The sequence below is a fragment of the Streptomyces recifensis genome (genome assembly GCF_002154615.1).
Taxonomy (GTDB): domain Bacteria; phylum Actinomycetota; class Actinomycetes; order Streptomycetales; family Streptomycetaceae; genus Streptomyces; species Streptomyces griseoluteus.
On record NZ_MUNH01000119.1, the window covers coordinates 1 to 24,602 of the forward strand.

The 24,602-nt window shown below is 72.3% G+C and carries 26 protein-coding genes; 16 read left to right on the plus strand and 10 right to left on the minus strand.

Going from position 1 to position 24,602, the window contains the following annotated elements; genetic code table 11:
• From CCN33_RS07635 to CCN33_RS07650, 4 genes are all read left to right on the plus strand, one after another.
• Positions 1–1,000: multidrug effflux MFS transporter (locus CCN33_RS07635; protein WP_107483910.1), on the plus strand; the 1,000-nt coding region annotated here is incomplete at its 5' end.
• A complete protein-coding gene (locus tag CCN33_RS07640; RefSeq protein WP_086692526.1) occupies positions 952–2,127 on the plus strand; it encodes a serine hydrolase domain-containing protein in 1,176 nt (391 codons plus the stop codon). The genes CCN33_RS07635 and CCN33_RS07640, both read left to right, overlap by 49 nt.
• Before the next feature lie 46 nt (positions 2,128–2,173).
• Positions 2,174–3,169, plus strand: coding sequence for a small ribosomal subunit Rsm22 family protein (locus CCN33_RS07645; RefSeq protein WP_086692528.1), 996 nt, complete (start codon positions 2,174–2,176; stop codon positions 3,167–3,169).
• A 237-nt stretch (positions 3,170–3,406) separates the two neighbouring features.
• Entirely contained in the window at positions 3,407–4,150 is a 744-nt protein-coding gene (locus CCN33_RS07650; protein ID WP_086692530.1) for a bifunctional DNA primase/polymerase, read from the plus strand.
• Between the two features lie 27 nt (positions 4,151–4,177).
• Here CCN33_RS07650 and CCN33_RS07655 read toward each other — a convergent pair whose 3' ends face one another.
• From CCN33_RS07655 to efeO, 4 genes are all read right to left on the minus strand, one after another.
• Positions 4,178–5,143 (minus strand): SCO2278 family lipoprotein, encoded by a 966-nt coding sequence (locus tag CCN33_RS07655; protein ID WP_086692532.1) that lies wholly within the window; start codon positions 5,141–5,143, stop codon positions 4,178–4,180.
• A 77-nt stretch (positions 5,144–5,220) separates the two neighbouring features.
• The gene (gene efeU / locus CCN33_RS07660; protein ID WP_086692534.1) at positions 5,221–6,063 is read right to left on the minus strand and encodes an iron uptake transporter permease EfeU; all 843 of its coding nucleotides are present in this window, start codon (positions 6,061–6,063) and stop codon (positions 5,221–5,223) included.
• 3 nt (positions 6,064–6,066) lie between these two features.
• Positions 6,067–7,320, minus strand: coding sequence for an iron uptake transporter deferrochelatase/peroxidase subunit (efeB, locus tag CCN33_RS07665; RefSeq protein WP_086692536.1), 1,254 nt, complete (start codon positions 7,318–7,320; stop codon positions 6,067–6,069).
• A gap of 17 nt (positions 7,321–7,337) precedes the next feature.
• Positions 7,338–8,474, minus strand: a complete 1,137-nt coding sequence (gene efeO / locus CCN33_RS07670) for an iron uptake system protein EfeO (protein WP_086692539.1) — start codon at positions 8,472–8,474, stop codon at positions 7,338–7,340.
• Positions 8,475–8,686: 212 nt separating this feature from the next.
• Between efeO and CCN33_RS07675 the strand changes: the two genes are divergently transcribed.
• Complete coding sequence (locus CCN33_RS07675) at positions 8,687–9,376, plus strand: PhzF family phenazine biosynthesis protein (RefSeq protein WP_086692541.1); 690 nt, start codon at positions 8,687–8,689, stop codon at positions 9,374–9,376.
• A gap of 22 nt (positions 9,377–9,398) precedes the next feature.
• Here CCN33_RS07675 and map read toward each other — a convergent pair whose 3' ends face one another.
• A complete protein-coding gene (map, locus tag CCN33_RS07680) occupies positions 9,399–10,256 on the minus strand; it encodes a type I methionyl aminopeptidase (protein ID WP_086692542.1) in 858 nt (285 codons plus the stop codon).
• A gap of 58 nt (positions 10,257–10,314) precedes the next feature.
• Here map and CCN33_RS07685 point away from each other — a divergent pair, with 58 nt between their 5' ends.
• Positions 10,315–10,545 (plus strand): hypothetical protein, encoded by a 231-nt coding sequence (locus tag CCN33_RS07685; protein WP_086692544.1) that lies wholly within the window; start codon positions 10,315–10,317, stop codon positions 10,543–10,545.
• A 63-nt stretch (positions 10,546–10,608) separates the two neighbouring features.
• Here the strand turns inward: CCN33_RS07685 and CCN33_RS07690 are convergent, their stop codons facing one another.
• Complete coding sequence (locus CCN33_RS07690) at positions 10,609–11,205, minus strand: hypothetical protein (protein WP_086692546.1); 597 nt, start codon at positions 11,203–11,205, stop codon at positions 10,609–10,611.
• A 128-nt stretch (positions 11,206–11,333) separates the two neighbouring features.
• Here CCN33_RS07690 and npdG point away from each other — a divergent pair, with 128 nt between their 5' ends.
• Complete coding sequence (gene npdG, locus CCN33_RS07695) at positions 11,334–12,071, plus strand: NADPH-dependent F420 reductase (RefSeq protein WP_086692549.1); 738 nt, start codon at positions 11,334–11,336, stop codon at positions 12,069–12,071.
• Positions 12,072–12,136: 65 nt separating this feature from the next.
• Positions 12,137–12,331 (plus strand): hypothetical protein, encoded by a 195-nt coding sequence (locus tag CCN33_RS07700; protein WP_086692550.1) that lies wholly within the window; start codon positions 12,137–12,139, stop codon positions 12,329–12,331.
• Here the strand turns inward: CCN33_RS07700 and CCN33_RS07705 are convergent.
• Positions 12,321–13,121 (minus strand): site-2 protease family protein, encoded by an 801-nt coding sequence (locus CCN33_RS07705; RefSeq protein WP_086692552.1) that lies wholly within the window; start codon positions 13,119–13,121, stop codon positions 12,321–12,323. The two genes, CCN33_RS07700 and CCN33_RS07705, sit on opposite strands and share 11 nt — an antisense overlap.
• A 151-nt stretch (positions 13,122–13,272) precedes the next feature.
• On the opposite strand from CCN33_RS07705, the gene CCN33_RS07710 reads away from it, so the two are divergent.
• The gene (locus CCN33_RS07710; protein ID WP_086692554.1) at positions 13,273–16,566 is read left to right on the plus strand and encodes an AfsR/SARP family transcriptional regulator; all 3,294 of its coding nucleotides are present in this window, start codon (positions 13,273–13,275) and stop codon (positions 16,564–16,566) included.
• A gap of 26 nt (positions 16,567–16,592) precedes the next feature.
• Here CCN33_RS07710 and CCN33_RS07715 read toward each other — a convergent pair whose 3' ends face one another.
• Positions 16,593–17,414: an ABC transporter permease gene (locus tag CCN33_RS07715; protein WP_086692556.1), complete on the minus strand. Its 822-nt coding sequence runs from the start codon at positions 17,412–17,414 to the stop codon at positions 16,593–16,595.
• Complete coding sequence (locus CCN33_RS07720) at positions 17,411–18,436, minus strand: ATP-binding cassette domain-containing protein (RefSeq protein ID WP_167387790.1); 1,026 nt, start codon at positions 18,434–18,436, stop codon at positions 17,411–17,413. The genes CCN33_RS07715 and CCN33_RS07720 overlap by 4 nt, the downstream gene beginning before the upstream one ends.
• A gap of 122 nt (positions 18,437–18,558) precedes the next feature.
• On the opposite strand from CCN33_RS07720, the gene CCN33_RS07725 reads away from it, so the two are divergent.
• Positions 18,559–19,101, plus strand: coding sequence for a GNAT family N-acetyltransferase (locus tag CCN33_RS07725; protein WP_086692617.1), 543 nt, complete (start codon positions 18,559–18,561; stop codon positions 19,099–19,101).
• 19 nt (positions 19,102–19,120) lie between these two features.
• Here the strand turns inward: CCN33_RS07725 and CCN33_RS07730 are convergent, their stop codons facing one another.
• The gene (locus tag CCN33_RS07730; RefSeq protein WP_086692559.1) at positions 19,121–19,576 is read right to left on the minus strand and encodes a GNAT family N-acetyltransferase; all 456 of its coding nucleotides are present in this window, start codon (positions 19,574–19,576) and stop codon (positions 19,121–19,123) included.
• 177 nt (positions 19,577–19,753) lie between these two features.
• Here CCN33_RS07730 and CCN33_RS07735 point away from each other — a divergent pair, with 177 nt between their 5' ends.
• The 6 genes from CCN33_RS07735 to CCN33_RS07760 all read left to right on the plus strand — a co-directional run bounded on the left by CCN33_RS07735 (position 19,754) and on the right by CCN33_RS07760 (position 24,590).
• Complete coding sequence (locus tag CCN33_RS07735; RefSeq protein WP_244173721.1) at positions 19,754–20,329, plus strand: YdeI/OmpD-associated family protein; 576 nt, start codon at positions 19,754–19,756, stop codon at positions 20,327–20,329.
• 66 nt (positions 20,330–20,395) lie between these two features.
• The gene (locus CCN33_RS07740) at positions 20,396–21,031 is read left to right on the plus strand and encodes an HAD family hydrolase (RefSeq protein WP_392226891.1); all 636 of its coding nucleotides are present in this window, start codon (positions 20,396–20,398) and stop codon (positions 21,029–21,031) included.
• 162 nt (positions 21,032–21,193) lie between these two features.
• On the plus strand, positions 21,194–22,312 hold the full coding sequence (locus CCN33_RS07745; RefSeq protein ID WP_086692565.1) for a helix-turn-helix domain-containing protein: 1,119 nt from the start codon (positions 21,194–21,196) through the stop codon (positions 22,310–22,312).
• A gap of 168 nt (positions 22,313–22,480) precedes the next feature.
• Positions 22,481–22,693, plus strand: coding sequence for a hypothetical protein (locus tag CCN33_RS07750; RefSeq protein WP_086692567.1), 213 nt, complete (start codon positions 22,481–22,483; stop codon positions 22,691–22,693).
• On the plus strand, positions 22,690–23,205 hold the full coding sequence (locus CCN33_RS07755) for a hypothetical protein (RefSeq protein ID WP_086692569.1): 516 nt from the start codon (positions 22,690–22,692) through the stop codon (positions 23,203–23,205). The genes CCN33_RS07750 and CCN33_RS07755 overlap by 4 nt, the downstream gene beginning before the upstream one ends.
• A 221-nt stretch (positions 23,206–23,426) precedes the next feature.
• Entirely contained in the window at positions 23,427–24,590 is a 1,164-nt protein-coding gene (locus tag CCN33_RS07760; RefSeq protein WP_086692571.1) for a methyltransferase domain-containing protein, read from the plus strand.
• Positions 24,591–24,602 lie beyond the last annotated feature (12 nt).

Consider the following 24,602-nt stretch of genomic DNA (forward strand, 5'->3'; position numbering starts at 1 on the left):
GCTGCTGACCGGGCTCGCCGTGTACCTCGTCGCCACCGCCCTGTGCGCGTTCGCGCCCACCGTCGAGACGCTGGTCGCCTTCCGGCTGGCGCAGGGCCTCGCGGGCGCGGCCGGGATCGTCATCGCGCGGGCCGTCGTACGGGACCTGTACGACGGCGTCGCCATGGCCCGCTTCTTCTCCACGCTGATGCTGATATCCGGGGTCGCCCCGATTGTCGCCCCCCTGATCGGCGGGCAGATCCTCCGGGTGACCGACTGGCGGGGCGTGTTCGTCGTCCTCACCGGCATCGGAGCCGTGCTCGCCGCGCTGGTCTGGCTGCGGCTGCCCGAGACGCTGCCGCCCGCCGAACGGCACCGGGGCGGGGTGAAGGAGTCCCTGCGCACCATGCGCGGCCTCCTCGCCGACCTGCCCTTCACCGGTTACCTCCTCGCGGGCGGCTTCGCCTTCGCCGCGCTGTTCGCGTACGTCTCGGCGTCCCCGTTCGTCGTCCAGGAGGTCTACGGCGCCTCCCCGCAGACCTTCAGCCTGCTGTTCGGGCTCAACTCGGTCGGTCTGGTCCTCGCGGGGCAGATCAACGGCAAGCTGCTGGTGGGCCGGGTCCGGCTGGACCGGGTGCTCGCCTGCGGCCTCGCGGTGATCCTGCTGGCCGCGACCGCGCTGCTGCTCATGGCCACCGGGGTGTTCGGCGAGACCGGGCTGGCGCCCGTCGCCGCCGCGCTGTTCGTGCTGATGTCGGCGATGGGCTTCACCATGCCCAACACCCAGGCGCTCGCCCTGCTGCGCACCCGGCACGCCGCCGGTTCCGCCTCCGCGCTGCTCGGCACGACCTCCTTCCTGATCGGCGCGGTCGCCTCCCCGCTCGTCGGGATCGCCGGGGAGCGCACCGCCGTCCCGATGGCCGTCGTCCAGTTGGCTGCCGCGCTGGTCGCGGGCGTCTGCTTCATGGGACTGTGCCGTCCCTGGAGGGCGGCCGCGGGCCCGGAGGGAGTGGACCACTGAGCGCACCGAGACTTCGTCCCGGCACCCCCGAGCGGGCCGGGCTGGACCCCGCGGGGATGGCCCGCCTCACCGACGACCTGCACGCCCTCACCGCCGGGGCGCACCCCTGGGCGGCCGGGGCCGTCGCGGTGGCCGGGCGCGGGCCGGTGATCGCGGTCGCCGAGGCGTCCGGGTGGGCCGTGCGGTACGCCGCCTGGGACGCGAAGTCCGCCACCGGTGTCGAACTGCCGCCCGCCCAGCGGGTGCCGGTCACCCTGGACACCCCCTTCGACCTCGCCTCGCTCACCAAGCTGTTCACGTCCGTCGCGGCGCTCCAGCAGATAGAGCGGGGCACCCTCGGGATCGACGCCCGTGTGGGCGCGTATCTGCCCGAGTTCACGGGGGCGGCCGAACACGGAGTCACCGTACGGCAGTTGCTCACCCACACCGCCGGACTCGCGCCCGAACTCCCGCTGTACGAGTACCGGGACCTCACCGCCCGCCTGGCCCGGCTCCGCGCGGAGCCGCCGACGTCGAAGCCGGGGGAGTACCTGTACTCCGATCTCGGCATGCTGCTCCTGCAGTCCGTGCTGGAGCGGATCACGGGGCGGACCCTGGACGTGCTGATCGCCGACGGCATCACCCGCCCGCTGGGCATGACGGCGACTTCGTACGGGCCCCGCCCCGACGCCGCGGCCACCGAGGACCAGCGCCGGCCCTGGGCCAAGGCGGACCGGGGGATGCTGCGGGGGGTCGTCCACGACGAGAACGCCTGGGCGCTGGGCGGGGTCGCGGGCCACGCGGGCCTCTTCTCCACCGGCCCCGACCTGGCCGTCTTCTGCCGCGCCCTCCTCGCGGGCGGCGCGTACGGGCCCGCCCGCATCCTCGGCCCCGACTTCGTCGAACTCCTCCTCACCCCACCCGGCCTCGGGTTCGCCCTCGACGAGCCCTGGTTCATGGGCACCCTCTCGGGCCACGGCGCGGCCGGCCACACGGGGTTCACGGGCACGTCCCTCGTCCTGGACCCGTCGACGGACACGTTCCTCGTCCTCCTGGCCAACACCGTCCACCCGGTCCGCCGGCCCCCCGACAGCCACCCCCGGGCGGCCCTGGCCTCCCGCCTGGCGAAGGCGGTACGGGACGCCTAGTTCCATAGGCCCGCGTGCGCCTGCGCGCACCTGAGAGAATCGTCGGGTGAACGCCCCCGCCTCCGCCGCCGATACGCTCCGTTCCACCCTCGCCGGGGTGCTGGACGGGTTGCCGCCCCGGCAGGCGGCTTCCGCCGTCGAGCGGCTCATCAGCAATTACCGGGGGGACACCCCGACGAACGCGCCGATTCTGCGGGACCGGGCCGATGTGGCCGCCTACGCCGCGTACCGGATGCCGGCGACGTTCGAGGCGGTGCGGGCGGCGTTGGAGGCGTTCGCGGACGCGGTGCCCCGGTGGGTGCCGGGCAGCCACGTGGACATCGGGGGCGGGACCGGCGCCGCGACGTGGGCCGTGGCCGCCACCTGGGAGGGGGAGCGCCCGGTCACCGTGCTGGACTGGGCCGAGCCCGCGCTCGCCCTCGGACGGGAGATCGCCGGTTCGCACCCCGCGCTGCGCGGTGCCCAGTGGCGGCGGGCCCGCATCGGGGCGGCGCTGGAGGTGCCGGAGACCGACCTGGTCACCGTGTCGTACGTCCTCAACGAGCTGTCCGAGCCCGACCGCGCGGCCCTCGTCGAGGCGGCCGCCGCCGCCGCGCGGTCCGTCGTCATCGTGGAGGCCGGGACCCCGGCGGGGTACGAGCGGATCATCGAGGCCCGCGACCGGCTGATCGCGGCCGGATTCCGGGTCGCCGCGCCGTGTCCGCACAGCGCGGCGTGCCCGATCGTGCCGGGTACGGACTGGTGCCACTTCGCGGCGCGGGTCAGCCGCTCCTCGCTGCACCGGCAGGTCAAGGGCGGTTCGCTGGCGTACGAGGACGAGAAGTTCAGCTACGTCGCCGCGACCCGGCTCCCCGCCGAGCCGGCTCCCGCGCGTGTCGTGCGGCGGCCGCAGATCCGTAAGGGGCAGGTGCTGCTCGATCTGTGCGAGGCGGACGAGCGACTGCGGCGGACGACCGTCACCAAGCGGCACGGAGATCTGTACAAGGCCGCCCGGGACGCCGAGTGGGGCGACGCCTGGCCGCCGCCGCTGGGAGACAGCTAGGGCCTCTCGTTTGGATCTTGCCGGGCTCGCGGGGTCCCTGATCCGGCCTGATCCAAACGAAAGACCCCAGCTCTCGGAACGACTTTCCCCGGCAAAGAAAGGGGAAAATCGTGCATACCCCTTCATTGTGAGGTATGTCTCGCCAGGTTCCTTCATATCCGTGCTCGGCCTCCCCGTGGCGGAGGATGATGGGACGATGAGGCATGCTGTCCGCACCACAGCGAGGCGAGGGGACAGATGAGCGCGACGTTCGGCGGCCGGTCCGGCCGGCAGGGCAGGATCTCCCAGTGGCTGCGTGGACGGCGACCCAAGGAAGAGACCGCCGACGACGGTGGCCGTGAGGCGCTGCTGGTCGCCACTGCCGGGGCCGGACTGCCGTTGGCGCCTGCCGCGTATCCCGCGCCGGGGTACGGGTGTTCCTGTGACCGCGTCGGCTGTCCCACTCCCGCCCGGCATCCGGTGTCCTTCGCCTGGCAGACCCAGTCGACCACCGATCGTGCGCAGATCGAGCGGTGGGCGCGTGACCAGCCCGAGGCCAACTTCATCACCGCGACGGGGATGACCCACGATGTGCTCGACGTCCCGCTGGACGCCGGGCGCGCCGCCCTCGACCGGCTGCTCGGGGAGGGGGTGGAGGTCGGGCCGGTCGCCGAGAGCGATGACGGGCGCATGCTCTTCTTCACCCAGACCCGCGGCACGCCCGAGGACGAGGACGAGTGGTGGCCCTGTGAACTGGACTGCCACCCCGAGACGATGGACGAACACCCCGGCCTCCGCTGGCACTGCCGGGGCTCGTACGTCCTGGTCCCCCCGGCCCGCCTCCCCGGCGCCCCGACGCGTGGCGTCCGCTGGGTCCGAGGCCCGGAGCACGCCCTCCCCGAGCCCCTCACCCTGCTGGAATCCCTGACGGACGCCTGCGCCCGCCACGCCGGCACGGAACCCGACCACCACGCCGCCACGCCCTGGCCGTCCCGCCACTGAACACCTCGGTCTCCGGCCGGACCGGCGCTACTCGCCCTGTGCGGCAGTGAGCCCCTGCACTCGTCCCACCACCGACACCGGCCCCCCGCCCGCGGGGTCCACCGCTGCCTGGTTGGCGACGAACTCGAGCGTCAGGGACTGTTTGACCTCGCCCTTGGTGAGGGCCTGGACATCGCGGTTGGGCACGGCGACAGACGTTCCGGCGGCGGCCGTGCGCTTTTCGTAGTGGTGGGAGGCGAAGAAGACGAGCGTGCCGCCGTCCGCCGTGCGGAGGGCCAGGGGGGCGAAGGCGTCGCGGGTCAGCGGTTCGTCGATGTACTGACGTACCAGCCCCGGCTTGCGGGCCTGTTGCGCACGGATCGCGCGCCAGCCGCTCGTACCCGGGCCGTCGGCGAACGCCCTGCCCCCGTCCCGCAGATAGGCCGCGTACCGCGAACTCAGGTCAGGGGCCGGTACGGCCTCGGCCCAGCCGTCCGCCCCCACCCGGAACTTCGGCACCTGCCCGGCGGGGACCAGCGTCAGATACGCCACCCGCCACGACTCGCCGAGACCGGCCCGCACGAACACCATCAGCCACCGCGCGGAACCCCCCTTGTTGCCCTTGGCGTCCACGACGAACCACCGGGGCCAGCCGGCCTTCGCCGGAATGGTGAACCTGGCGTCGGTGAGGGTCAGCGGAGTGTGCCGGGAGTTCCCGCCCGGATTGTTCGCGTGCCCCGCCTTAAGCCGCGCGGAGTCGATCGCGCCGAACGCCCCGGTGACGTACCCGGCGTCGAGAGAGGAGTCGTAGGCCCGGTCGGCCTTGTTGTACGCGTCCGTGAACCGGGCCAGAGCGCGACCGGCTTCCGCGCGGCTCGCCGCCGGCAGCACCTCCCGCTCGCCGTGCACCACGACACACCCGCTGGTCATCAGAGCGCAGGCGGCCAGCGAGGCCGCCATGCGTACCCTGCGGTTCCGGCCGCGAGCACCACGACCGCTGCGATCCCTGCTCATCAGGCGACGTCACCTTCCCCTTCCCGGAGGCGAACCCTACCGGGAGGGGAGGAGCGCCCGGCCCTCCGAGGGGCCGCCTACTTCGCCGCGCCCGCCGCGGTCCCGGCCGTACGGACGGGGACGCGGGAGGGGAGCAGGAACAACGTCAGCACCGGCACCAGGTACAGCAGCCACACCGTGAGCTGGAACACCGTGGGATCGGGCTGGAAGTTGAGGACACCCTTCAGCAGCGTCCCGTACCAGCTGTCCGGCGGAATGGTGTCGCTGATGTCGAAGGCCAGGTTCGTCAGCCCCGGCACCCAGCCCGCCTCCTGGAGGTCGTGGACGCCGTACGCGAGGACACCCGCCGCGACCACGACCAGCATCCCGCCGGTCCAGGTGAAGAACTTCGCCAGGTTGATGCGCAGCGCGCCCCGGTAGAACAGCCACCCCAGCAGCACCGCCGTGGCGATACCGAGGGCGACGCCGATCAGCGGGCGCGGAGTGCCGTCGCTCGCCGCGTGCACCGACGCCCAGACGAACAGAGCGGTCTCCAGCCCCTCCCGGCCCACCGCGAGGAACGCGGTGGCGACCAGCGCGCCCGTACCCATGGCGAGGGCGGCGTCGAGCCGGCCGTGCAGCTCCGACTTGAGGTGCCGGGCGGTGCGCCGCATCCAGAACACCATCCACGTCACCAGGCCCACCGCGAGGATGGACAGCGAGCCGCCCAGCGCCTCCTGTGCCTGGAAGGTCAGCTCCTGCGAGCCGAATTCGAGCGCGAAGCCGAAGCCCAGCGCGAGCGCGACCGCGATGGCGATACCGGTCCAGATCGGCTTCAACGCCTCGCGGCGGCCGGTCTTGACCAGGTAGGCGATCAGGATGCAGACGACGAGCGACGCCTCGAGACCCTCGCGCAGACCGATCAGGTAGTTGGAGAACACGGACTACGCCTCCTTGGAGAACAGCGCCCGGCCCCACCAGTCGTGGGAGTCACGGACACCGGGCGGGACCGCGAAGACCGCCGAACCCACGTGCTGGATGTACTCGTTGAGCGCGTCGTGCGTGGAGAGCCGCCGCTGGAGCGGGATGAACCCCTCGCGCACGTCACGCTGGTAGGCCAGGAAGAACAGGCCCGCGTCCAGGCGGCCGAGCCCGTCCGTGCCGTCCGTGAAGGAGTAGCCCCGGCGCAGGATGGTGATCCCGCCGTTGGAGTCGGGGTGGGCCAGGCGCACATGGGCGTCGGGCTTCATCGCCTTCAGGAACGGCGCGTCGTGCTCCTTCGCCTTCCCGACCGGCGCGCCCTCGCCCTTGTCCCGGCCGAACACGTCCTCCTGCTCCTGGAGCGAAGCACGGTCCCAGGTCTCGATGTTCATCCGGATGCGCCGGGCGACCAGATAGGAACCCCCGGTCATCCAGGCCGACTTGGCGTCACCGTCGGACGCGGACACCCAGACGTGCTTGTCCAGCCGGGCGGTCTCGGTGCCGGCGATGTTGCGGGTGCCGTCCTTGAAGCCCATGAGGTTGCGCGGAGTCTGGGCGTCCGGCGTGGTCGAGGAGGTCTTGCCGAACCCCAACTGGGACCAGCGCACGGCGACCTTGCCGAAGCCGACGCGGGCCAGGTTGCGGATGGCGTGCACCGCCACCTGCGGATCGTCCGCGCACGCCTGCACACAGAGGTCGCCCCCGGTACGGGACCTGTCCAGGTTGTCGCCGGGGAACTTCGGCAGGTCCGCCAGCGCGGCCGGGCGCCGGTCGGCCAGGCCGAACCGCTCGAAGAGCGAGGGCCCGAAGCCCACGGTGAGGGTCAGCCGGGAGGGGCTCAGGCCCAGCGCCTCGCCGGTGTCGTCCGGCGGGGCCTCGGCGAGCCCGCCGTACGCGCCCTCACCGACCGGCTTCCCGGCCGTCATCAGCCGGGCCGCGGCCGTCCAGTCCTTGAGCAACTGGACGAACTCCGCGCGGTCCTCCGTCTTCACGTCGAACGCGGCGAAGTGCAGCCGGTCCTGCACCGGGGTGGCGATGCCCGCCTGGTGGGGGCCGTGGAACTCCACGGCGCCGCCCGAGCCCGCCGGCGCCGCGCTGGGGCCGTCGTCGGACAGTGCCACACCGCCGCCCGCCGCGGCGGCGCCGAGCGCGAGCCCGGCACCGCCCCAGCCGATCAGCGCGCGCCGCGAGGGCCCGCCACGCTCGTTCTCGTTCATCTCCCGTACTCCCGTGCCTACTTGACGACCGCGGCCGCGAGCTTGGAGAGCGGCTCTGCCAGGGCGTTCACCGCGTCGGACAGTTCCTTGCGCTGGTCCTTGCCGACCTTGTCGTAGGAGACGAAGTCGTAGGAGTCCTTGGCGGGGCGGTACTGGTCCAGCAGCTTGTCCAGCGCCGCGAACTGCTTGTCCAGTTCACCGGTGAGCGCGGAGTCGTTCTCGGCGGCGACCGGCTTCAGCAGCTCGTACGCCTTCTGCGCGCCCTGGACGTTGCCCTTGAAGTCGACCAGGTCGGTGTGCGCGTAGCGGTCCTCCTCGCCGGTGACCTTGCCGGTGGCGACCTCGTCCAGCAGCTCCTTGGCGCCGTTGGCCATGGAGGTCGGGGTGATCTCGGCCTTGCCGACGCGGTGCTGCCAGTCCTTGAGGTCGGTGACCAGCTCGGCGGCGAGCTTCTTGTCCTCCGCGCCGATCTTCTTGTCCTGCCAGAGGGACTTCTCCAGCCGGTGCCAGCCGGTCCACTTCTGGCCGTCCTCCAGGCCGTCCGCGCGGGTGTCGACCTTGGGGTCGATGTCGCCGAAGGACTCGGCGACCGGCTCGGTGCGCTCCCAGCCGAGCCGCGAGGGCGCGTACGCCTTCTTCGCGGCGTCGAGGTCGCCGGCCTGGACCGCCTTGGCGAAGGTCTCGGCGAGCGGGATCGTCCCGTCGGCCTGCTCCTGGGCGTACTCGCGGTATCCGGCGACCGCCGCGTCCAGTGCCGGGTTCCGCTTCGCGGACTTGCCGGAACCGGTCACCTCGAGCTTCTGCCGGACGCCGTGGCCCTTCATGCCGGGACGGCAGGCGATCTCGTAGGAGCCCGCCTTCACCTCGGCGGTCAGCGTGTACTTGGTGCCCGGCCCGATGTTCTCCTTCTCGGAGACGATCCGGTCGTCGGGGAAGACGATCTCGACCTCGGTGGCGCGCGAGCCCTTGTTCTCGATCTTCAGGGTGACCTGGCCGGCCGGCACCGACTTCGCCGAGGTGTCGCACTTGGTGTCCGCGGCGGTGACCTGGATGGCGTCGCCGCCCTTGGCGTCGCTCTTGGCGGTACAGGCCGACAGGGCGGTCAGCGCGGCGGCCGCGGTGGCGGCGATCGCGATCGGACGGGCGGCTCGCATACGGGCTCCAGGCGGTCAGGGCGGCGTGAACCCGCCCGCTCGTTCGGTGAGGCTTGCCTAACTTACCCGACCCTTAGTCCGTCCGTCCCCGCCCGGTACCGGATTCGAACCGCACGAAAAGATCACAGACACGACTTGATGTCGACGGCCAAAAAACGATCTCAAGCAATGGCAAAGAGCAGGTCAAGCGCCCGCGATGCTTCAATGCACCGGTGACTGACTACGACGTGCTCCGGGTCTTCTGCGGCCCCTCGGGCGGCTACGGGAACGAACTGGGCGTTGTCCGCGAGGGCTCGCTCATGTCCGCACGGGACGACCGGCAGGCGCTCGCCGCCAAACTCGGCTTCAGCGAGACCGTGTTCGTGGACGACCCCGAGCGCGGGGTGATCGACATCTATACCCCCGTCTCGCGGCTGCCCTTCGCGGGCCACCCCTGCGTCGGCACCGCCTGGCTGCTCGACGTACCCGAACTGGTCACGCCCGCCGGGGAGGTCGGGACCCGGCTGGACGGCGAGTTCACCTGGATCGAGGCCCGCGCGGAGTGGGCCCCGCCGCGCACCCTGCGCCAGTACGCGAGCGCCGCCGAGGTCGACGCCCTGGAGGTGCCGCCACCCGGTGAGTGGATCTACGCCTGGGCGTGGGAGGACGAGGCGGCAGGACGGGTACGGGCCCGTGCCTTCCCCGGCCGCATCGATGAGCGCGGCGACAGCCGCTCCGGTGGAGGCGGTGCCTGCACCGGGGGGATCGGCGAGGACGAGGCGACCGGCGCGGCCGCGCTGCTGCTCACCGACCGGCTCGGCCGCGCCCTCAACATCACCCAGGGCCGCGGCTCCCAGATCCTCACCGCCCCCCAGCCGTACGGCTGGGTGGAGGTCGGCGGCCGGGTCGTGCTGGAGCGCTGACGCACTGGGGCTCGGACACCCCCTAGGGGAGGGTCAGGATGTCCGCGCCGGTGTCCGTCACCACGAGGGTGTGCTCGAACTGGGCCGTGCGCTTGCGGTCCTTGGTGACCACGGTCCAGCCGTCGTCCCACATGTCGTACTCGTGGGTGCCGAGGGTCAGCATCGGCTCGATGGTGAAGGTCATGCCGGGCTGGATGACCGTGGTGGCGTGCGGGGAGTCGTAGTGCGGCACGATCAGCCCGGAGTGGAAGGACGAGTTGATGCCGTGCCCGGTGAAGTCCCGCACGACGCCGTAGCCGAAACGCTTGGCGTAGGACTCGATGACCCGGCCGATGATGTTGATCTGCCGGCCGGGCTTGACCGCCTTGATCGCCCGGTTCAGCGCCTCGCGGGTGCGCTCGACCAGCAGGCGGGACTCGTCGTCCACGTCGCCCACCAGATAGGTGGCGTTGTTGTCGCCGTGCACTCCGCCGATGTACGCGGTGACGTCCAGGTTGACGATGTCGCCGTCCCGGAGCACCGTCGAGTCCGGGATGCCGTGGCAGATGACCTCGTTGACCGAGGTGCACAGCGACTTGGGAAAGCCCCGGTAGCCCAGCGTCGACGGGTAGGCCCCGTAGTCGCACATGTAGTCGTGCGCGACCTTGTCGAGCTGGTCCGTGGTGACACCGGGGGCGATGATCTTCGCCGCCTCCGCCATGGCCTGCGCGGCGATCCGGCCGGCGGTCCGCATCGCCTCGATCGTCTCGGGCGTCTGCACCTCCGGACCGGTGTACGGCGCGGGCGCGGGCTTTCCTACGTACTCCGGGCGGCGGATGTTCCCGGGCACCGGGCGGGTGGGGGAGAGTTCCCCTGGTACGAGCAGCGACTGGCCAGACATGCCAGCGAGTCTAACCAGCGGGCATGGGGGAACATGTGGGTGGCGAGAGGAGCCGTTGATGTCCCTGTTCAAGAAGCGCGCCCAGGGCAAGCCGGGCGAGTGGTACTACTGCCTGGACCACAAGAAGGTCGAGGAGGGCCCCGACTGTCCCGGCGAGGACCGCCTGGGTCCCTACGCCTCCCCGGACGAGGCGCGCCACGCGATGGAGATCGCCCAGGAGCGCAACCGCGAGTGGGAGAACGACCCGCGCTGGCAGGACACCCCGGCCGACGACTCCGACAAGGACTGACGCGCCTCTCTCGGACGTGCCCACGAGCCGCTCCCACCGCCGGTGGGGGCGGCTTCGCGTTGCTCACCAGGGCGCCGCCGGGGGCGCCGTCAGGGTCTCCGCCAGCCGGGAGAGCCGGTCCCGGAACCCCCGGCGGGCCCTGGGCGGCCCCGCGTTCTCCCCGGCCGCCGCGCTCACCAGGTGCTGCACGCTGTCCAGGTCCAGCTCCGCACCGTCCGGCACCGCCAGCGTCTCGTGCGCCATCGCCGCCAGCTCGCTCCCGCCCGCTCCCAGCGCCAGTACGGTCACCCCGGCCCGGCGCGCGCTGTGCACCCGCTCCAGCAGCTCGGCCGGTTCCTCCGGCGCCACCACCAGCAGGGTCTCGCCGCGCCGGGCCTCCGCGATCCGGCCGGGGCCCACCGCCAGATGCGCCGGGTCGCCGGGGCGGGCGTGGTGCCGGACCAGGGTGGGGGCCAGCTCGGGCGTGCCGGACCAGGCCGCCTCGTCCACCAGGTGCGCGGCCAGGTGCCAGGGCTCGTACTCCTCGGTGCCCGCCAGCAGCAGGCCGCCGCCGTGGGCCGTCACCGAGCCGCGCAGCACCCCCGCGAACCGCCGGGTGGCGCCCAACCACTCGGTTCCGGCGAGCACTTCGCGCAGCAGCGCGACCCGTACGGCGTCCATGCGGCCGCATCCTGCCGCAACCGGTCACTCCCGCACCGCAGTTCACGCGCGGTTCACCCCTGCGGGTACCGCCTGACACGGCCCACCCTCGCCGGGTGGCGGCGCCGCCACGGACGTAGAGTCGGCCCATGACCTCCAGCGACAGCGCACAGCAGAGCGGTACTGGTTCCGCCAAGGACCCCGCGAAGGCCCCCGCCAAGGACCCCTGGGACCTGCCCGACGTCTCCGGCCTGACCGTCGGCGTGATCGGCGGCACCGGACCGCAGGGCAAGGGCCTGGCCTACCGGCTCGCCAAGGCCGGCCAGAAGGTGATCGTCGGCTCCCGCTCCGCGGACCGCGCGCACGCGGCCGCCGAGGAGCTGGGCCACGGCGTCGAGGGCGCCGACAACGCCGAGACCGCCCGCCGCAGCGACGTCGTGATCGTCGCCGTGCCGTGGGACGGCCACGCCGACACCCTGAAGTCGCTCCGCGAGGACCTCGCGGGCAAGCTCGTGGTGGACTGCGTCAACCCGCTCGGCTTCGACAAGCAGGGCGCCTACGCGCTCACCGTCGAGGAGGGCAGCGCCGCCCAGCAGGCCGAGGCGCTGCTCCCGGACTCCCGTGTCACGGCCGCCTTCCACCACCTGTCCGCCGTCCTCCTGGAGGACCCGGAGCTCGACGAGATCGACACCGACGTGATGGTCCTCGGCGACAAGCGGGCCGACACCGACATCGTGCAGGCCCTCGCCGGCCGCATCCCCGGCATGCGGGGCGTCTTCGCCGGGCGGCTGCGCAACGCCCACCAGGTGGAGGGACTGGTCGCCAACCTGATCTCCACCAACCGCCGCTACAAGGCGCACGCCGGGCTCCGCGTCACCGACGTGTGACGGCGGCGGGGCCCGATGGGGGACACTGGTCGGCGTAGCAGTGTCCCCCGACAGGAGCCGACCCCATGCCCCGCATCGCCCTCGTCACCCTCGCCGTCTGCGTGCTCGCCGTGGCCGCCGCCGTCGTGTCCTTCGTCCAGGGGAGCTGGCTGGGGATCGTCTGGGTGCTGCTCGCGGGCCTGACGTCCAACATGGCGTTCCTGGCGATCCGGCGCGACCGGGCCAAGTCCGGCACCGGCACCGGCTCCGCTACGGGATGACCGAGCACCCCTGCGGGGTCTCGGTCCAGAAGCGGTACAGGTAGTAGCCGCAGTCCGAGAAGGCGCCGTCCACGCCCAGCGCGCTCAGCAGGGTGTAGATCACCTCGAAGAACGCCCGGTTGACCGAGGGCACCCACAGCAGCGCGAACACGATCAGCAGGCCGAACGGCGCGAGCGGCTCCACCTGCCGCTTGATCCCGTTCGACAGCCAGGGCTCGATCACGCCGTAGCCGTCCAGGCCCGGCACCGGCAGGAAGTTCAGGACCGCCGCCGTGACCTGGAGCAGCGCGAGGAACGCCAGCGCGTACCGGAAGTCGCGCGGGACGCCGTCCAGCGCGTGCAGCCAGAACGGCGCCGTGCACACCGCCGCGAACAGCACGTTGGTCAGCGGACCGGCCGCCGAGATCAGGCTGTGCCGCCAGCGGCCCCTGATCCGGCCCCGCTCGATGAAGACCGCGCCGCCCGGCAGACCGATCCCGCCCATGATCACGAACAGCACCGGCAGCACGACGCTCAGCAGGGCGTGCGTGTACTTCAGCGGGTTCAGCGTCAGATAACCCTTGGCGCCGATCGAGATGTCCCCGCTGTGCAGGGCGGTACGGGCGTGCGCGTACTCGTGCAGGCACAGCGAGACGATCCAGGCGGCCGTCACGAACAGGAACACCGCGAGCCCGGGCTGCGCCGCGAACCCCGTCCAGGTCGCCCAGCCCGTCACCGCCGCGATGGCCACGATGCCGGCGAACACGGGACTGATCCGGCGGTCGCCGGCACGCGAGAGGGCGGTGGTCATGGGGCTCCTGCCTACGGTGGGTGCTGAGGGTCGACCGTACCGGTGATGCGGGGGGAACGTCCCGGCCCCGCCTCCGGGTTCCGGGCCGCCCGCCACGGCGGTACGTGCGCCGGTGAAACCCGGAGGCGCCGCGGGTGCGTCCCCAGGGACAATGGACCCCGTGCGCTATCGGCTTCTCGGCACCACCCAGGCCCTCCGTCCGGACGGCACCTCCGTCCCCGTCGGCGGGGCGCGGCTGCGCGCCCTGCTGACGGTGCTCGCGCTGCGCGCGGGGCGGACCGTACCGGCCGGGGTGCTGGTCGACGAGGTGTGGGGGGCCGCCCCGCCCGCCGACGCGCCGGGTGCCCTCCAGGCGCTCGTCGGGCGGCTGCGCCGGGCCCTCGGGGCGGACGCGGTCGCCTCCGTCGACGGCGGGTACCGGCTCACCGCCGCCCCGGACGACGTGGACCTCGCCCGCTTCGACCGGCTCACCGGCGACGGCCGCCGCGCCCTCGACGACGCCGACCCCGCCAAGGCCGCCGCCCTGCTCGACGACGCCCTCGCCCTGTGGCGCGGTCCCGTCCTCGCCGACCTGCCCGACCGGACCGCCGACGCCGCCCGCTGGGAGACCCGCCGGCTGGACGCGCTGCGCGCCCGGCACACCGCCGCGCTCGCCCTCGGGCACGCCGAGTCCTCCCTGCCCGAGCTGGCCGCGCTGTGCGACGAGCACCCCCTGGACGAGCCCCTCCAGGCCCTGCGGCTGCGCGCCCTGCGCGACACCGGCCGCACCGCCCGGGCCCTGGCCGCCTACGAGGACGTACGGCAGCTCCTCGCCGACCGGCTGGGCTCCGACCCCGGCGCCGAGCTGCGCGCGCTGCACGCCGAGCTGCTGGCCGACACCGGGCCCGAACCGGTGGCGCCCGCCCTCGTCACTCCCGCCGCTTCTGCCGCGCACCGGCCCGCGCCGGGCAACCTGCCCGCCCGGCTGACCTCGTTCGTCGGCCGGGAGTCCGACATCGATGCCATCGGCGCCGACCTCTCCGGCTCCCGGCTGGTCACGCTGCTCGGGCCCGGCGGGGCGGGCAAGACCCGGCTCTCCATCGAGGCCGCCGAGGCGGTCCGGGACACCGTGCCCGACGGGGCCTGGCTCGCCGAACTGGCGCCCGTGGACGACCCCGACGCCGTACCACAGGCCGTGCTCACCGCCATCGGCGCCCGCGAGACCGTGCTGCACGGCGCGGGCGTCGACAGCGTGCGCGCCGCCTCCGACCGCTGGGGCGACCCCGTCGCGCGGCTGGTGGAGCACTGCGGGCGGCGCCGGATGCTGATCATCCTGGACAACTGCGAGCACGTCGTGGACGCCGCCGCCCGGCTCGCCGAGCGCCTGCTGGCCGACTGCCCGTACCTCACCGTCCTGGCCACCAGCCGTGAACCCCTCGGCGTACCGGGGGAGTTGCTGCGCCCGGTCGAGCCGCTGCCCGAGCCGGTCGCCCTGCGGCTGCTCGGCCACCGCGGCGCGGCCGCCCGCCCCGGCTTCACGGTGGCCGACGACCCCGAGGCCTGCGCCGAGATCTGCCACCGCCTGGACGGCCTGCCGCTGGCCATCGAGCTGGCGGCCGCCCGGCTGCGCATGCTGACGCCCCGACAGATCGCGGACCGGCTGGACGACCGGTTCCGGCTGCTCACCTCCGGCAGCCGCACCGTCCTGCCCCGCCAGCAGACCCTGCGCGCGGTGGTCGACTGGTCCTGGGACCTGCTCGACGCCGGCGAACGCGAGGTTTTGGGCAAGCTGTCGGTGTTCGCGGGCGGCTGCGACCTGGCCGCCGCCGAGGCCGTCTGCGGGCCCGTCGCGCTGGACACGCTCGGCTCCCTGGTCGACAAGTCCCTGGTGGTGGCGGCCCCTTCCGTCGGTTCCGGCATGCGTTACCGGCTGCTGGAGACCGTCGCCGAGTACGCCGCCGAACGGCTGGACGAGAGCGGGGAGCGCGCCGCCGCCGAACGCGCCCACCTCACCTACTACCGCGAACTGGCCCGCACCACCGACCCGTTGCTGCGCGGCCGTCACCAGCGCGAGGCGATCGACCGCATCCAGGTGGAGTACGAGAACCTGCGCACCGCCCTCCGGCACGCCGTCGCCCTGCGCGACGAGCAGGAGGGGCTGTGCATGGTGCTGTCCCTGCTCTGGTACTGGCAGATGCGCGACCAGCGCATGGAGGTACGGGCCTGGTGCGAGGAGGTCATGGCGCTCGGCCCCGACCCCTTCGCGGAACCGGCCGCGCCCGCCGAGCCGGTGTGGCGGCGCAGCACCGAGACCCCGCCCCCGCTCACCGGCGAGGACCTCGCCGAGGCCCGGCGCGGGCTGCACCTGGCCCATCTGGCCTGCATGGACACCGACATGGAGGCGTGGCAGAGCCCGGCGGCGCGGGACAAGCTGACCGTCGTCACCGAGGTCTACCGCCCCGGCCTGCCGCAGACCTGCCGCTCGCCCGGCATGCTCTGGTGGTTCGCCGAGATGCTCGTCCACGGCGTGAGCCGGCTGCCCGAGATCACCGACGCCACCGTGCGCACCTGCCGGGAGACGCCCGGCTACGAGTGGGAGCTGGCGGGCGCCCTCCAGACCCGCGCCAACCTGCTGGCCAACCGGGCCACCTGGGCGGGCGACGCCACCCGCGACGCGGACGAGGCGCTGGAGATCTACCGGCGCCTCGGTGACGACTGGGGGCTGGCCGAGGCGCTGTCCGCGCGCGGCGAGGCCCATGAGCGCAAGGGCATGTACCGCCAGGCCGCCGCCGACTACGAGGGCGCCAAGGCGCACGCCGAACACCTCGGGGCCCGCGCCCAGATGGCCGTCCTCGGCGCCCGCCTCGGCAACGTGCTGCTGGAGGCGGGGGACGAGGAGCGGGGCGAACGGCTGCTGCAGGAGGTCGTGCACGAACTGGACGGCAGACACAGCGAGGCCATGCCGGTCGCCCGGCTGCATCTGGCGTCCTGGCTCCTGGTCACCGGGCGCACCGCCGAGGCACGTACCCAGCTCACCCTGCTGCGCGAGGAGTTCGTGCTCTCCCGGTTCATCGTCTTCGACACCATGATCCTGGCCCAGGAAGCCTGGCTGGACGCCGAGGAAGGGCACTCCGAGCGCGCGCTGGAGGGTGTGCGCCGGGCGCTGGACCTGGCCGGCGACTCGCTGTGCGAGGTGGTCGTCCCGCAGATGCCGACCGTCTGCCTGACCGTCGCGGCGCTCGCCCTGGCCCTCGTCCCCGACGGTTCCCGCGCCCTGGACGCCGCCCGCTGCCTGGGCGCCTCGTCGGCGCTGATGCCGGAGGGGCATCTGCGGCCGCAGGTGGAGCAGCGGGCGTACGACCGTACCGCGGCCCGAATCCGTGAAGTGCTCGGCGAGACGGCGTTCCGCGCCGCGTACGCCGAAGGCGGTGGCCTCTCCCTCGTGGAGGCCACCGCCCTGGTGTGACGCGGTGCCCCGCGCACCTGTGAATGTCAGGTCTTGGTGCGGAACTTGTGGATGGCGACCGGTGCCATCACCGCGGTGATCGCCACCGACCAGCCGACCGTGACCCACAGGTCGTGGGCGACCGGGCCGCCGACCATCAGACCGCGCGCCGCGTCGGCGAGCGTGGACAGCGGGTTGTAGTCGGTGAACGCCTGGAGCCAGCCGGGCATCGACTTGGTCGGCGCGAAGATGGACGAGCCGAACTGGAGCGGGAACAGCACCAGGAAGCCCATCGCCTGCACGGACTGCGCGCTCTTCATCACCACGCCCAGGGTGAGGAAGACCCACATGATCGAGGACGCGAACAGTGTGGCCAGTCCCACGGTGGCGAACAGGCCCGGCCAGCTCGTGATGTCGAAGCCGACCAGCACGGCGACGACCATCAGCACGGCCGTGGCGAAGAGCATCCGGCCCAGCTCCACCGCGAGCTTGGCGAACAGCACCGAGCCACGGCCGATGGGCAGCGAGCGGAACCGGTCCATGACCCCGCTGTTGAAGTCCTGGCTGAAGCCGGTGCCGACGCCCTGCGACATCGTCATGCTCATCATCGCCAGCATGCCGGGGATGACGTACTGCACGTACTGGTCCTGGCCGCCGCCGAGGGCCTGGCCGATGGAGCCGCCGAAGACGAACACGAACAGCAGGGTGAAGACGACGGGCATCAGCAGCGCGTCGAACATCGACTCCGGGTCCTGCTTGATCCACAGCAGGTTGCGGCGGACGAGGGCGCCGGTGTGCCGCAGATGACCGCGCAGGGTGATGCGGGAATCCGCCGGCGCTACGGGCGGGACGGTCGTGGTGGCGCTCATACGGCGACCTCTTCGCGGGAATCGGCGGGCGTGGCGTCCTGCGGGGCACTGGCGCGGTGGCCGGTGAGCGAGAGGAACACCTCGTCCAGGCTGGGGAGTTCGGTGACGATGGAGGAAATGGTGATGCCGCGCGCGGTGACCGCGCCGACGACGGCGGTGAGCTGCTCGTCGCTGAGGATCGGCACCAGCAGGGTGCCGGTCGGGTGGTCCACGGTGGTGGTGGCCAGACCGGTGATGCCCAGCTCGTCCAGCGTGGTGGCGAGCGGCTCCAGCTGGAGCGGGTCGATGGGACGTACACGCAGGGTGCGGCCGCCGACCTTCGCCTTCAGCTCCTCGATCCGGCCGCCGGCGATGACCTTGCCCCGGTCCACCACCGTCAGCTCGGAGGCGAGCTGCTCGGCCTCCTCCATGTACTGGGTGGTGAGCAGCACGGTCACGCCCTCGCCGACCATCGCCTTGACCTCGTCCCAGACCTCGTTGCGGGTCCGGGGGTCGAGGCCGGTGGTCGGCTCGTCCAGGAACAGCACCTGCGGGCGGCCGATCATGGAGGCGGCCAGGTCCAGGCGGCGCCGCATGCCGCCGGAGTACGTGGAGGCGGGGCGCTTGGCGGCCTCGGTCAGGGAGAAACGCTCCAGCAGCTCGTCGGCGCGGGCGCGGGCGTCCTTGCGGGACAGGTCCAGCAGCCGGCCGATCATGTACAGGTTCTCCCAGCCGGGCAGCTTCTCGTCCACCGAGGCGTACTGCCCGGTCAGCCCGATCACCCGGCGCAACTGCCGCGGCTGCCGCACCACGTCGTACCCGGCCACGAGCGCCTCGCCGGCGTCAGGGGTGATCAGGGTCGACAGAATCCGTACGAGGGTGGTCTTCCCGGCGCCGTTCGGCCCGAGCACCCCCATCACGGTCCCCTCCCGGACCTCCAGATCCACCCCGTCCAGCGCCTTGGTCTCGCCGTAGTGCTTGACCATCCCCCGCACGGACACGGCGGAACGGCCACCGCCGGGGTTCTCATCGATTCGCGTCATGGGGAGGACTGTGCCAGGGGGCACCGACAATCCGCCGACAGACGGCCGACAGCGCCGCCGACACCCTGTCCCGCGGGGCGGGGAGGGTGTCAGAGAGCCCCTTCGTGATCCAGGATGGCTGGATGGTCACGCTCAAGACTCCCCGCTTGATCCTGCGTCGCTGGCGCGAGGAAGACGTCGCGCCGATGGCTGCCGTGAACGCCGACCCCGTGGTCATGCGGTGGATCCGTGACGGCAGCGTCCGTGACGGGGAGCAGACCCGCTTCGGGATCCGGGCCTGGGAGAGCGAGTGGGAGTCGGAGGGCTTCGGTCTGTTCGCCGTGGAGATCCGGTCCACCGGCGAGCTGGCCGGGTTCACCGGCCTGTCGGTGCCCCGCTTCCTGCCGGAGATCCTGCCGGCGGTCGAGGTCGGCTGGCGGCTGGGACGTTCCCACTGGGGGCAGGGCCTCGCCACCGAGGCCGCTGTGGCCGCGGTGCGGTTCGGGTTTGAGGAGCGAGGGCTCGAACGGCTCGTCAGCATCGCTCAAGTGGGCAACGACGCCTCTGAGCGGATCATGACCAAACTGGGGATGCGGCCGGTCCGGGCGACTGTCCATCCCACCTGCGATCGGCGGGTGCGGGTATTCGCGTTGTCGTCGGAGCAGTACGTCGCGCCCACCCGTTGACGGCCGTCCTCGGCCAGGATCACGAGACGTCGAGCGGCAGATCCCGGTGGAAGACGGCCATGGCCAGGCCGGGGCCGTTGTAGTCGTCGACGACCTTCGCGGTGAAGCCGAGGCTGCGATGGAAGGCGATCGAGCCGCTGTTCCCGGTCGACGTGATCGCCTTCAACCGCTGTGCACCCTGATCTTCCGCCGCTTCGGCGAACGCCGTGTAGAGACGACGCCCGAGACCGGTGCCGCGGGCGTCGTCCCGGGTGGCGACCAGATGCACGTAACCGGTGCCGTCCGGCGTGACGAACCCGAAGATGTACGCCCGGATTCCATCCTGGGCGCGGGCGACCAGGCAGGTCGAACCGAACTCCTGCACCAGCGCCAGGAGGTGCAGCGACCGGAGATCGCGTTCGCCCCAGTAACGGACGTGATCCGTCAGTACCTGGTGAAAGTCAGCCACCCCGGCTGGTGCGATGTGTATCTCCATGACAGCGATGATGGCAGGCACCTCCACCAGTGAGGGGCCACCAGCGGCAGGCGGAGCGCGCGCGTCCCTCCACGCCGGTCCATCCGCGGCCCACGGCGGTGTCCTCGACCGCCCTGCCGAGCGCCGGCCGCGCCCGAACACGTCACGACGATCAGACGGGTGTGGTTCGCTGCTGGGGTGACTCAGGATCTGGAGATCGTCGCGTTCGAATCCGCCGAGGCGTTCGAGGCATGGCTCGGCGAGAACCACGCCGTCTCGCCCGGCATCTGGCTCAAGCTGCGCAAGAAGGGCCCCGGAATCGTCGCGCTGGACTACGCCAAGGCGCTCGACGTGGCGCTCTGCTACGGCTGGATCGACGGCCAGAAGGCCAAGGTGGACGAGCAGTGGTGGCTCCAGCGGTTCACCCCGCGCACCCCGCGCAGCAAGTGGTCCAAGGTCAACCGGGAGAAGGTGGCCGCCCTGATCGCGCAGGGCCGGATGCGTCCGCCGGGACAGGCCCAGGTCGACCGCGCGAAGGCGGACGGCCGCTGGGAGGCGGCCTACGACGGCGTGAGGACCGCCACGGTGCCGGAGGACCTCATGGCGGCCCTCACCGCCGAACCGGCCGCTGCGGAGTTCTTCGAGACTCTGGACCGGCAGAACCGCTACGCGATCCTGTACCGGGTCCAGGACGCCAAGAAGCCCGAGACCCGGGCCCGCCGGATCGAGAAGTACGTGGCGATGCTGGCGAGGGGCGAGAAGCCGCATCCTTAACCGAGTGCCACCGCTCGCTTGAGGGGGTACGCCAGACCGAAGACCGTCCCCTAGGGTGCCCACGTGATGGAGACCGTGGTGTTCGATGTCGGCGAGACGCTCGTCCGTGACGACCGGTACTGGGCGTCCTGGGCCGACTGGCTCGGCGTGCCGCGCCATACCCTGTCCGCGCTCGTCGGAGCCGTGGTCGCCCAGGGGCGGGACAACGCGGATGCCCTGCGGCTCCTGCGTCCCGGCATCGACCTGGCGGCCGAGTACGCCGCGCGCGAGGCGGCCGGCCTCGGCGAGCACCTCGATGAGATGGACCTCTACGACGATGTCCGCCCGGCGCTGACAGCGCTCCGCCGAGCAGGAGTACGCGTCGTCATCGCCGGTAATCAGACCACCCGCGCCGGGCAACTGCTGCGTGACCTGGATCTCCCGGCCGACATCATCGCGACATCGGAAGACTGGGGGGTGGCGAAGCCCCAGCCCGAGTTCTTCCACCGGGTCCTCGAAGTCGCCCAGGCCCCCGCCGAACGAACCCTTTACGTCGGCGACCACCCGGCGAACGACATCGGCCCGGCATCCACAGCCGGCCTCCGAACCGCCCACCTGCGCCGGGGCCCATGGGGCCACTTGTGGGCCGACCAGGACGCGGCCGCGGCGGCCGACTGGCGGATCGACAGCCTGATGGACCTGCTTGACGTGATTGGCCCCTGAGGCGACGAGACGTCCCCGCCGGTCGAGTGTGACCGTTCGCCTGCTCGGGTACCTCCACGCGAGTACCGTTCGGTTCGGATCAGTCGAACTGGAGTAAATGTGGACGCACTTGCCCGTTCCGGTGTGGGTGAACGGATCGCCTATCAACGCCGGGTGGCACGGATGACCCAGCAACAGCTTGCCGATGCGGCCGGCGCTTCCCTGGGTACGGTGCGCAAGCTGGAGCGAGGGGAGCGCAATCCCGGCGCGGACATGCTGGAAGCGCTTGCCGACGCCATGGGAGTGGCCGTGGCCGTGCTGCGGTTCGACCCCGAGCCGACCCGCACGTCCGTGCGCGCCGCGCTGCCCGCCTTGTCGGCCGCCATCGCCACGTACGACCTGCCGGAGGACGGCCCGGCGCGCCCGCTGAGTGCTCTGCGCGTCGCGGTGAGCGAGGCGGCCCGCTGGCGTGTGGCCGCGCAGTACACGCGCATCGCGCGGTGCCTGCCCGACCTGCTCGCCGAACTGGCCCGCGCATACCACCGGGCATCCGGGGCCGACCGTACCGAGCTGGCGCGGCTGCTCGTGCGGGCCTACCGCTCCGCCGATGCCATGGCCTACAAGTTCGGCGCTCACGATCTGAGTGCCCGCCTGATCGACCTCATGCGCTGGGCCACGGTCGAGGCGGAGGACCCGCTCATGACCGCCACCCTCGCGTATGTACGTACGGAGACCTACTTCGCCGCCCGTGCGCACACGTCCGGCCTGCGCGCCCTTGAGAACGCGATCGACACGGCGCCGCCGCCGGGCAGCACCAGGCAGGCAGCGGTGCGTGGCGCCCTGCACATGCGGGCCGCCGTCATCGCGGGGCGCGCGGCCGACGCCTCGGCAGCCCAACTGCATCTGGCGGAGGCGCGTTCACTGGCTGACCGGCTGCCCGAGGGGATCTACTGCGGTACCGCCTTCGGTCCGGACTCGGTACGTGCCCACGAAGTGTCCGTGGCGGTGAGCCTCGGCGGTGACCACCTGACCCGCGCCTTGGACGTCGCCCGTGAGTGGAGACCGCCGACAGACCTTCCCGCCGAACGGCGGAGCGGGTTCCACATCGAACTGGGCCGTGCGCAATTGTGGTCCGGTCTGGCCGACCACGCCTTCGCTTCTCTGCGGACCGCCCGGGACATCGCCCCGCAGCACACTCGTGAACACCCGTGGGTACGCCAGGACGCTGCGGTGCTCCGCCGGCTGAAGCGCGCGGATGCCGAATCGCTCACCAGCTTCGCCGAGTGGTGCGCCGCTTCTTGACGGTCTCCCCGATACCCCTCGGTGGGGTACTTGTGGGCTGCTCCGGCCTCCACCATCTGTTCCAAGCGCGAGACGCGGCAGATGAGAAACGCCAACTGCGGGCAGTACGCACGCTACGGCAGCGTAAGCCCGCTCCCGCGCCCCGTGAATCTGGAAGGGAGCGCAAACATGGAGAACGGTGCCGTCCCGGCCCGCGCACGTACACCACACCCCAAGTTGACGATCAAGGTCTACACGGTCACGCGGGGAGGCATGGTCACTGCACCCCGCGCCACGGTCTCCATCCCGCACGACATGGACCGACGGCCGACGGAGCTGATGAGCGGCTCGATGGCGCCCTGCCAGTGCCCGGTGCACCGGATGCCGGGAGCGGCTCGATGAGTGCTGAGTCCGACTTCACCCCGGTCCCGGAATGGCTCGGGCAGACCGTGCTGATGGTCGAAGCGCCCAGCCTGTCGGACATGACCGGCGCCCAACGGGCCGGTGACGCGTGCCTCTGGTGCCAGGGCGCGCATGACTTGGAGGCGCTGGACCCGGTCCCCGGACTGGGCTGCCGCGCCTGCGGGACGTGCTGGACGAAGCGTCGTGCCAAGGTCGCCGCCTACCTGGACTGGGCCGTCCACGTCGAGTCCTGCTCCGCCTGTGCCGTCCGGCGGGGCGCGGACAGCCTGCCCATTGCGGAGGCGTACACCGCGGCCCACGATCACGCCGTGGGTACGGACGAGGTGACATGCCTGCGCTGTCGGCAGGCCGTACGCCTCGCCGAGCCGCTGGTCATGCCGTACCGCTGGAGCGGACCCGTGTCGAACGCGCCGTACTACAGCTTCCTGCACGCCGGTGACGTCTGTCCTGCGATGTGGCAACGCGGGGAGGTCACGCTCCGCGCGCTGTGACTGGCGCGCCTCTGAACTCCGTTGTGCCGAGTTCGGCAGAACGGCCTCACCCCTTCCGGTGTCCGCCGGGACGGCCCCACGATGTCGAGACGAAGGAGATCTCCCATGACGTACCTGCTGGTCGCCGGCGGAGGAGAAGGCGGCGACAAGCTGCCTGGGCAGCCCTGGCCCGTGCCGCCGACCCCGCCGTCGCCCGACGGTGGCCCTAGGTTCGCGGGCTGATGGCACCCGCCGATGTGTCGGGGGAGCGGGCCGCGCTGGCCCGTTCCCTCACGGCGTCCGGGGCCACGACCCCGGACTGGTCGTCCGCTCTCTCCGCGGTGCCCCGCTCGGGCTTCCTGCCCGAGGTCTTCTGGGCGCATGACATGGCCAGCGGTGAGAGCACGCGGGTGGACCGGCATACCGAGCCGGAGACCTGGGAGAGATACGCCTGTGCGGACGTTCCCGTCGTTACCCAGTGGGACGACGGGAAGGGCGGCGGCCCTGGTGGAGTGCCGACCTCTTCCGCCTCGATGCCCACGGTCGTCTTCCGGATGCTGGCCGCGCTGGACGTACGTCCCGGCGACCGCGTGCTGGAGATCGGGACCGGCACCGGATGGAACGCGGGCCTGCTCGCGGCCCGGCTCGGCGCGGGAAATGTCACGAGCATCGAGATCGACCCGCAGGTCGCGAACGCCGCCCGCGAACGGCTGGCGGCGGCGGGTCTACTGGGGACGGTGGTCACGCGGGACGGCGCGCTCGGCGATCCGTCCGGGGCGCCGTTCGACCGCGTCATCGTCACCGCAGGGGTCCGGAAGCTGCCGCCGGCGTGGATGGAGCAGACCCGCGAGGGCGGCCTGATCGTCGCACCCTGGGGGACGCACTACAGCAACGCGGACGCGATCGTCCGGCTCGAAGTCGCCGATGGCGAGGCGAGCGGGGAGTTCGTCGGCCCGGCGGAGTTCATGAAGCTACGCGCTCAGCGGCTCCTCTTCCCCGGCCACGAGGCGTACGTCCCGAACGGCGTGGACTCCGCCGAGCACACCAAGACGGAGGTGACCGAGGCCGATCTGCTCGGCGCAGGTCGTTTCGATGCGGCCGCGTTCGTCCTCGGGCTGAGGGTGCCCCGCTGTCACCAGGCCGTGGCGGCGAAGCGGGACGGGTCGCGGCCGGTCTGGTTCTACGGGCTCACGGACCGCTCATGGGCCTGCGTCATGCTGCGCGACGGCCATGATGCTGACGTGTGGCAGGCCGGGCCACGGCCGCTCTGGGACGAGGTCTCGCAGGCCATCGACTGGTGGAGGGATGCCGGACGACCGGGCATCGAGCGGTTCGGTCTCACCGTCCGCGCGGACGGCGGTCAGCTCGCGTGGCTGGACGACCCCGAGGACGCGTGGCCGGTCTGACCAGGCACGCGA

Coding starts and splice junctions, on each gene's coding strand:
- CCN33_RS07760 (WP_086692571.1), top strand. CDS start 23,427: ATGGCACCCGCCGATGTGTCGGGGGAGCGGGCCGCGCTGGCCCGTTCC.
- CCN33_RS07690 (WP_086692546.1), bottom strand. CDS start 11,205: ATGGACGCCGTACGGGTCGCGCTGCTGCGCGAAGTGCTCGCCGGAACC.
- CCN33_RS07710 (WP_086692554.1), top strand. CDS start 13,273: ATGGACCCCGTGCGCTATCGGCTTCTCGGCACCACCCAGGCCCTCCGT.
- CCN33_RS07720 (WP_167387790.1), bottom strand. CDS start 18,436: ATGACGCGAATCGATGAGAACCCCGGCGGTGGCCGTTCCGCCGTGTCC.
- CCN33_RS07705 (WP_086692552.1), bottom strand. CDS start 13,121: ATGACCACCGCCCTCTCGCGTGCCGGCGACCGCCGGATCAGTCCCGTG.
- CCN33_RS07700 (WP_086692550.1), top strand. CDS start 12,137: ATGCCCCGCATCGCCCTCGTCACCCTCGCCGTCTGCGTGCTCGCCGTG.
- CCN33_RS07730 (WP_086692559.1), bottom strand. CDS start 19,576: ATGGAGATACACATCGCACCAGCCGGGGTGGCTGACTTTCACCAGGTA.
- map (WP_086692542.1), bottom strand. CDS start 10,256: ATGTCTGGCCAGTCGCTGCTCGTACCAGGGGAACTCTCCCCCACCCGC.
- efeB (WP_086692536.1), bottom strand. CDS start 7,320: ATGAACGAGAACGAGCGTGGCGGGCCCTCGCGGCGCGCGCTGATCGGC.
- CCN33_RS07715 (WP_086692556.1), bottom strand. CDS start 17,414: ATGAGCGCCACCACGACCGTCCCGCCCGTAGCGCCGGCGGATTCCCGC.
- CCN33_RS07655 (WP_086692532.1), bottom strand. CDS start 5,143: ATGAGCAGGGATCGCAGCGGTCGTGGTGCTCGCGGCCGGAACCGCAGG.
- CCN33_RS07740 (WP_392226891.1), top strand. CDS start 20,396: ATGGAGACCGTGGTGTTCGATGTCGGCGAGACGCTCGTCCGTGACGAC.
- npdG (WP_086692549.1), top strand. CDS start 11,334: ATGACCTCCAGCGACAGCGCACAGCAGAGCGGTACTGGTTCCGCCAAG.
- CCN33_RS07650 (WP_086692530.1), top strand. CDS start 3,407: ATGAGCGCGACGTTCGGCGGCCGGTCCGGCCGGCAGGGCAGGATCTCC.
- efeO (WP_086692539.1), bottom strand. CDS start 8,474: ATGCGAGCCGCCCGTCCGATCGCGATCGCCGCCACCGCGGCCGCCGCG.
- CCN33_RS07750 (WP_086692567.1), top strand. CDS start 22,481: ATGGAGAACGGTGCCGTCCCGGCCCGCGCACGTACACCACACCCCAAG.
- CCN33_RS07685 (WP_086692544.1), top strand. CDS start 10,315: ATGTCCCTGTTCAAGAAGCGCGCCCAGGGCAAGCCGGGCGAGTGGTAC.
- CCN33_RS07725 (WP_086692617.1), top strand. CDS start 18,559: ATGGTCACGCTCAAGACTCCCCGCTTGATCCTGCGTCGCTGGCGCGAG.
- CCN33_RS07755 (WP_086692569.1), top strand. CDS start 22,690: ATGAGTGCTGAGTCCGACTTCACCCCGGTCCCGGAATGGCTCGGGCAG.
- CCN33_RS07745 (WP_086692565.1), top strand. CDS start 21,194: ATGACCCAGCAACAGCTTGCCGATGCGGCCGGCGCTTCCCTGGGTACG.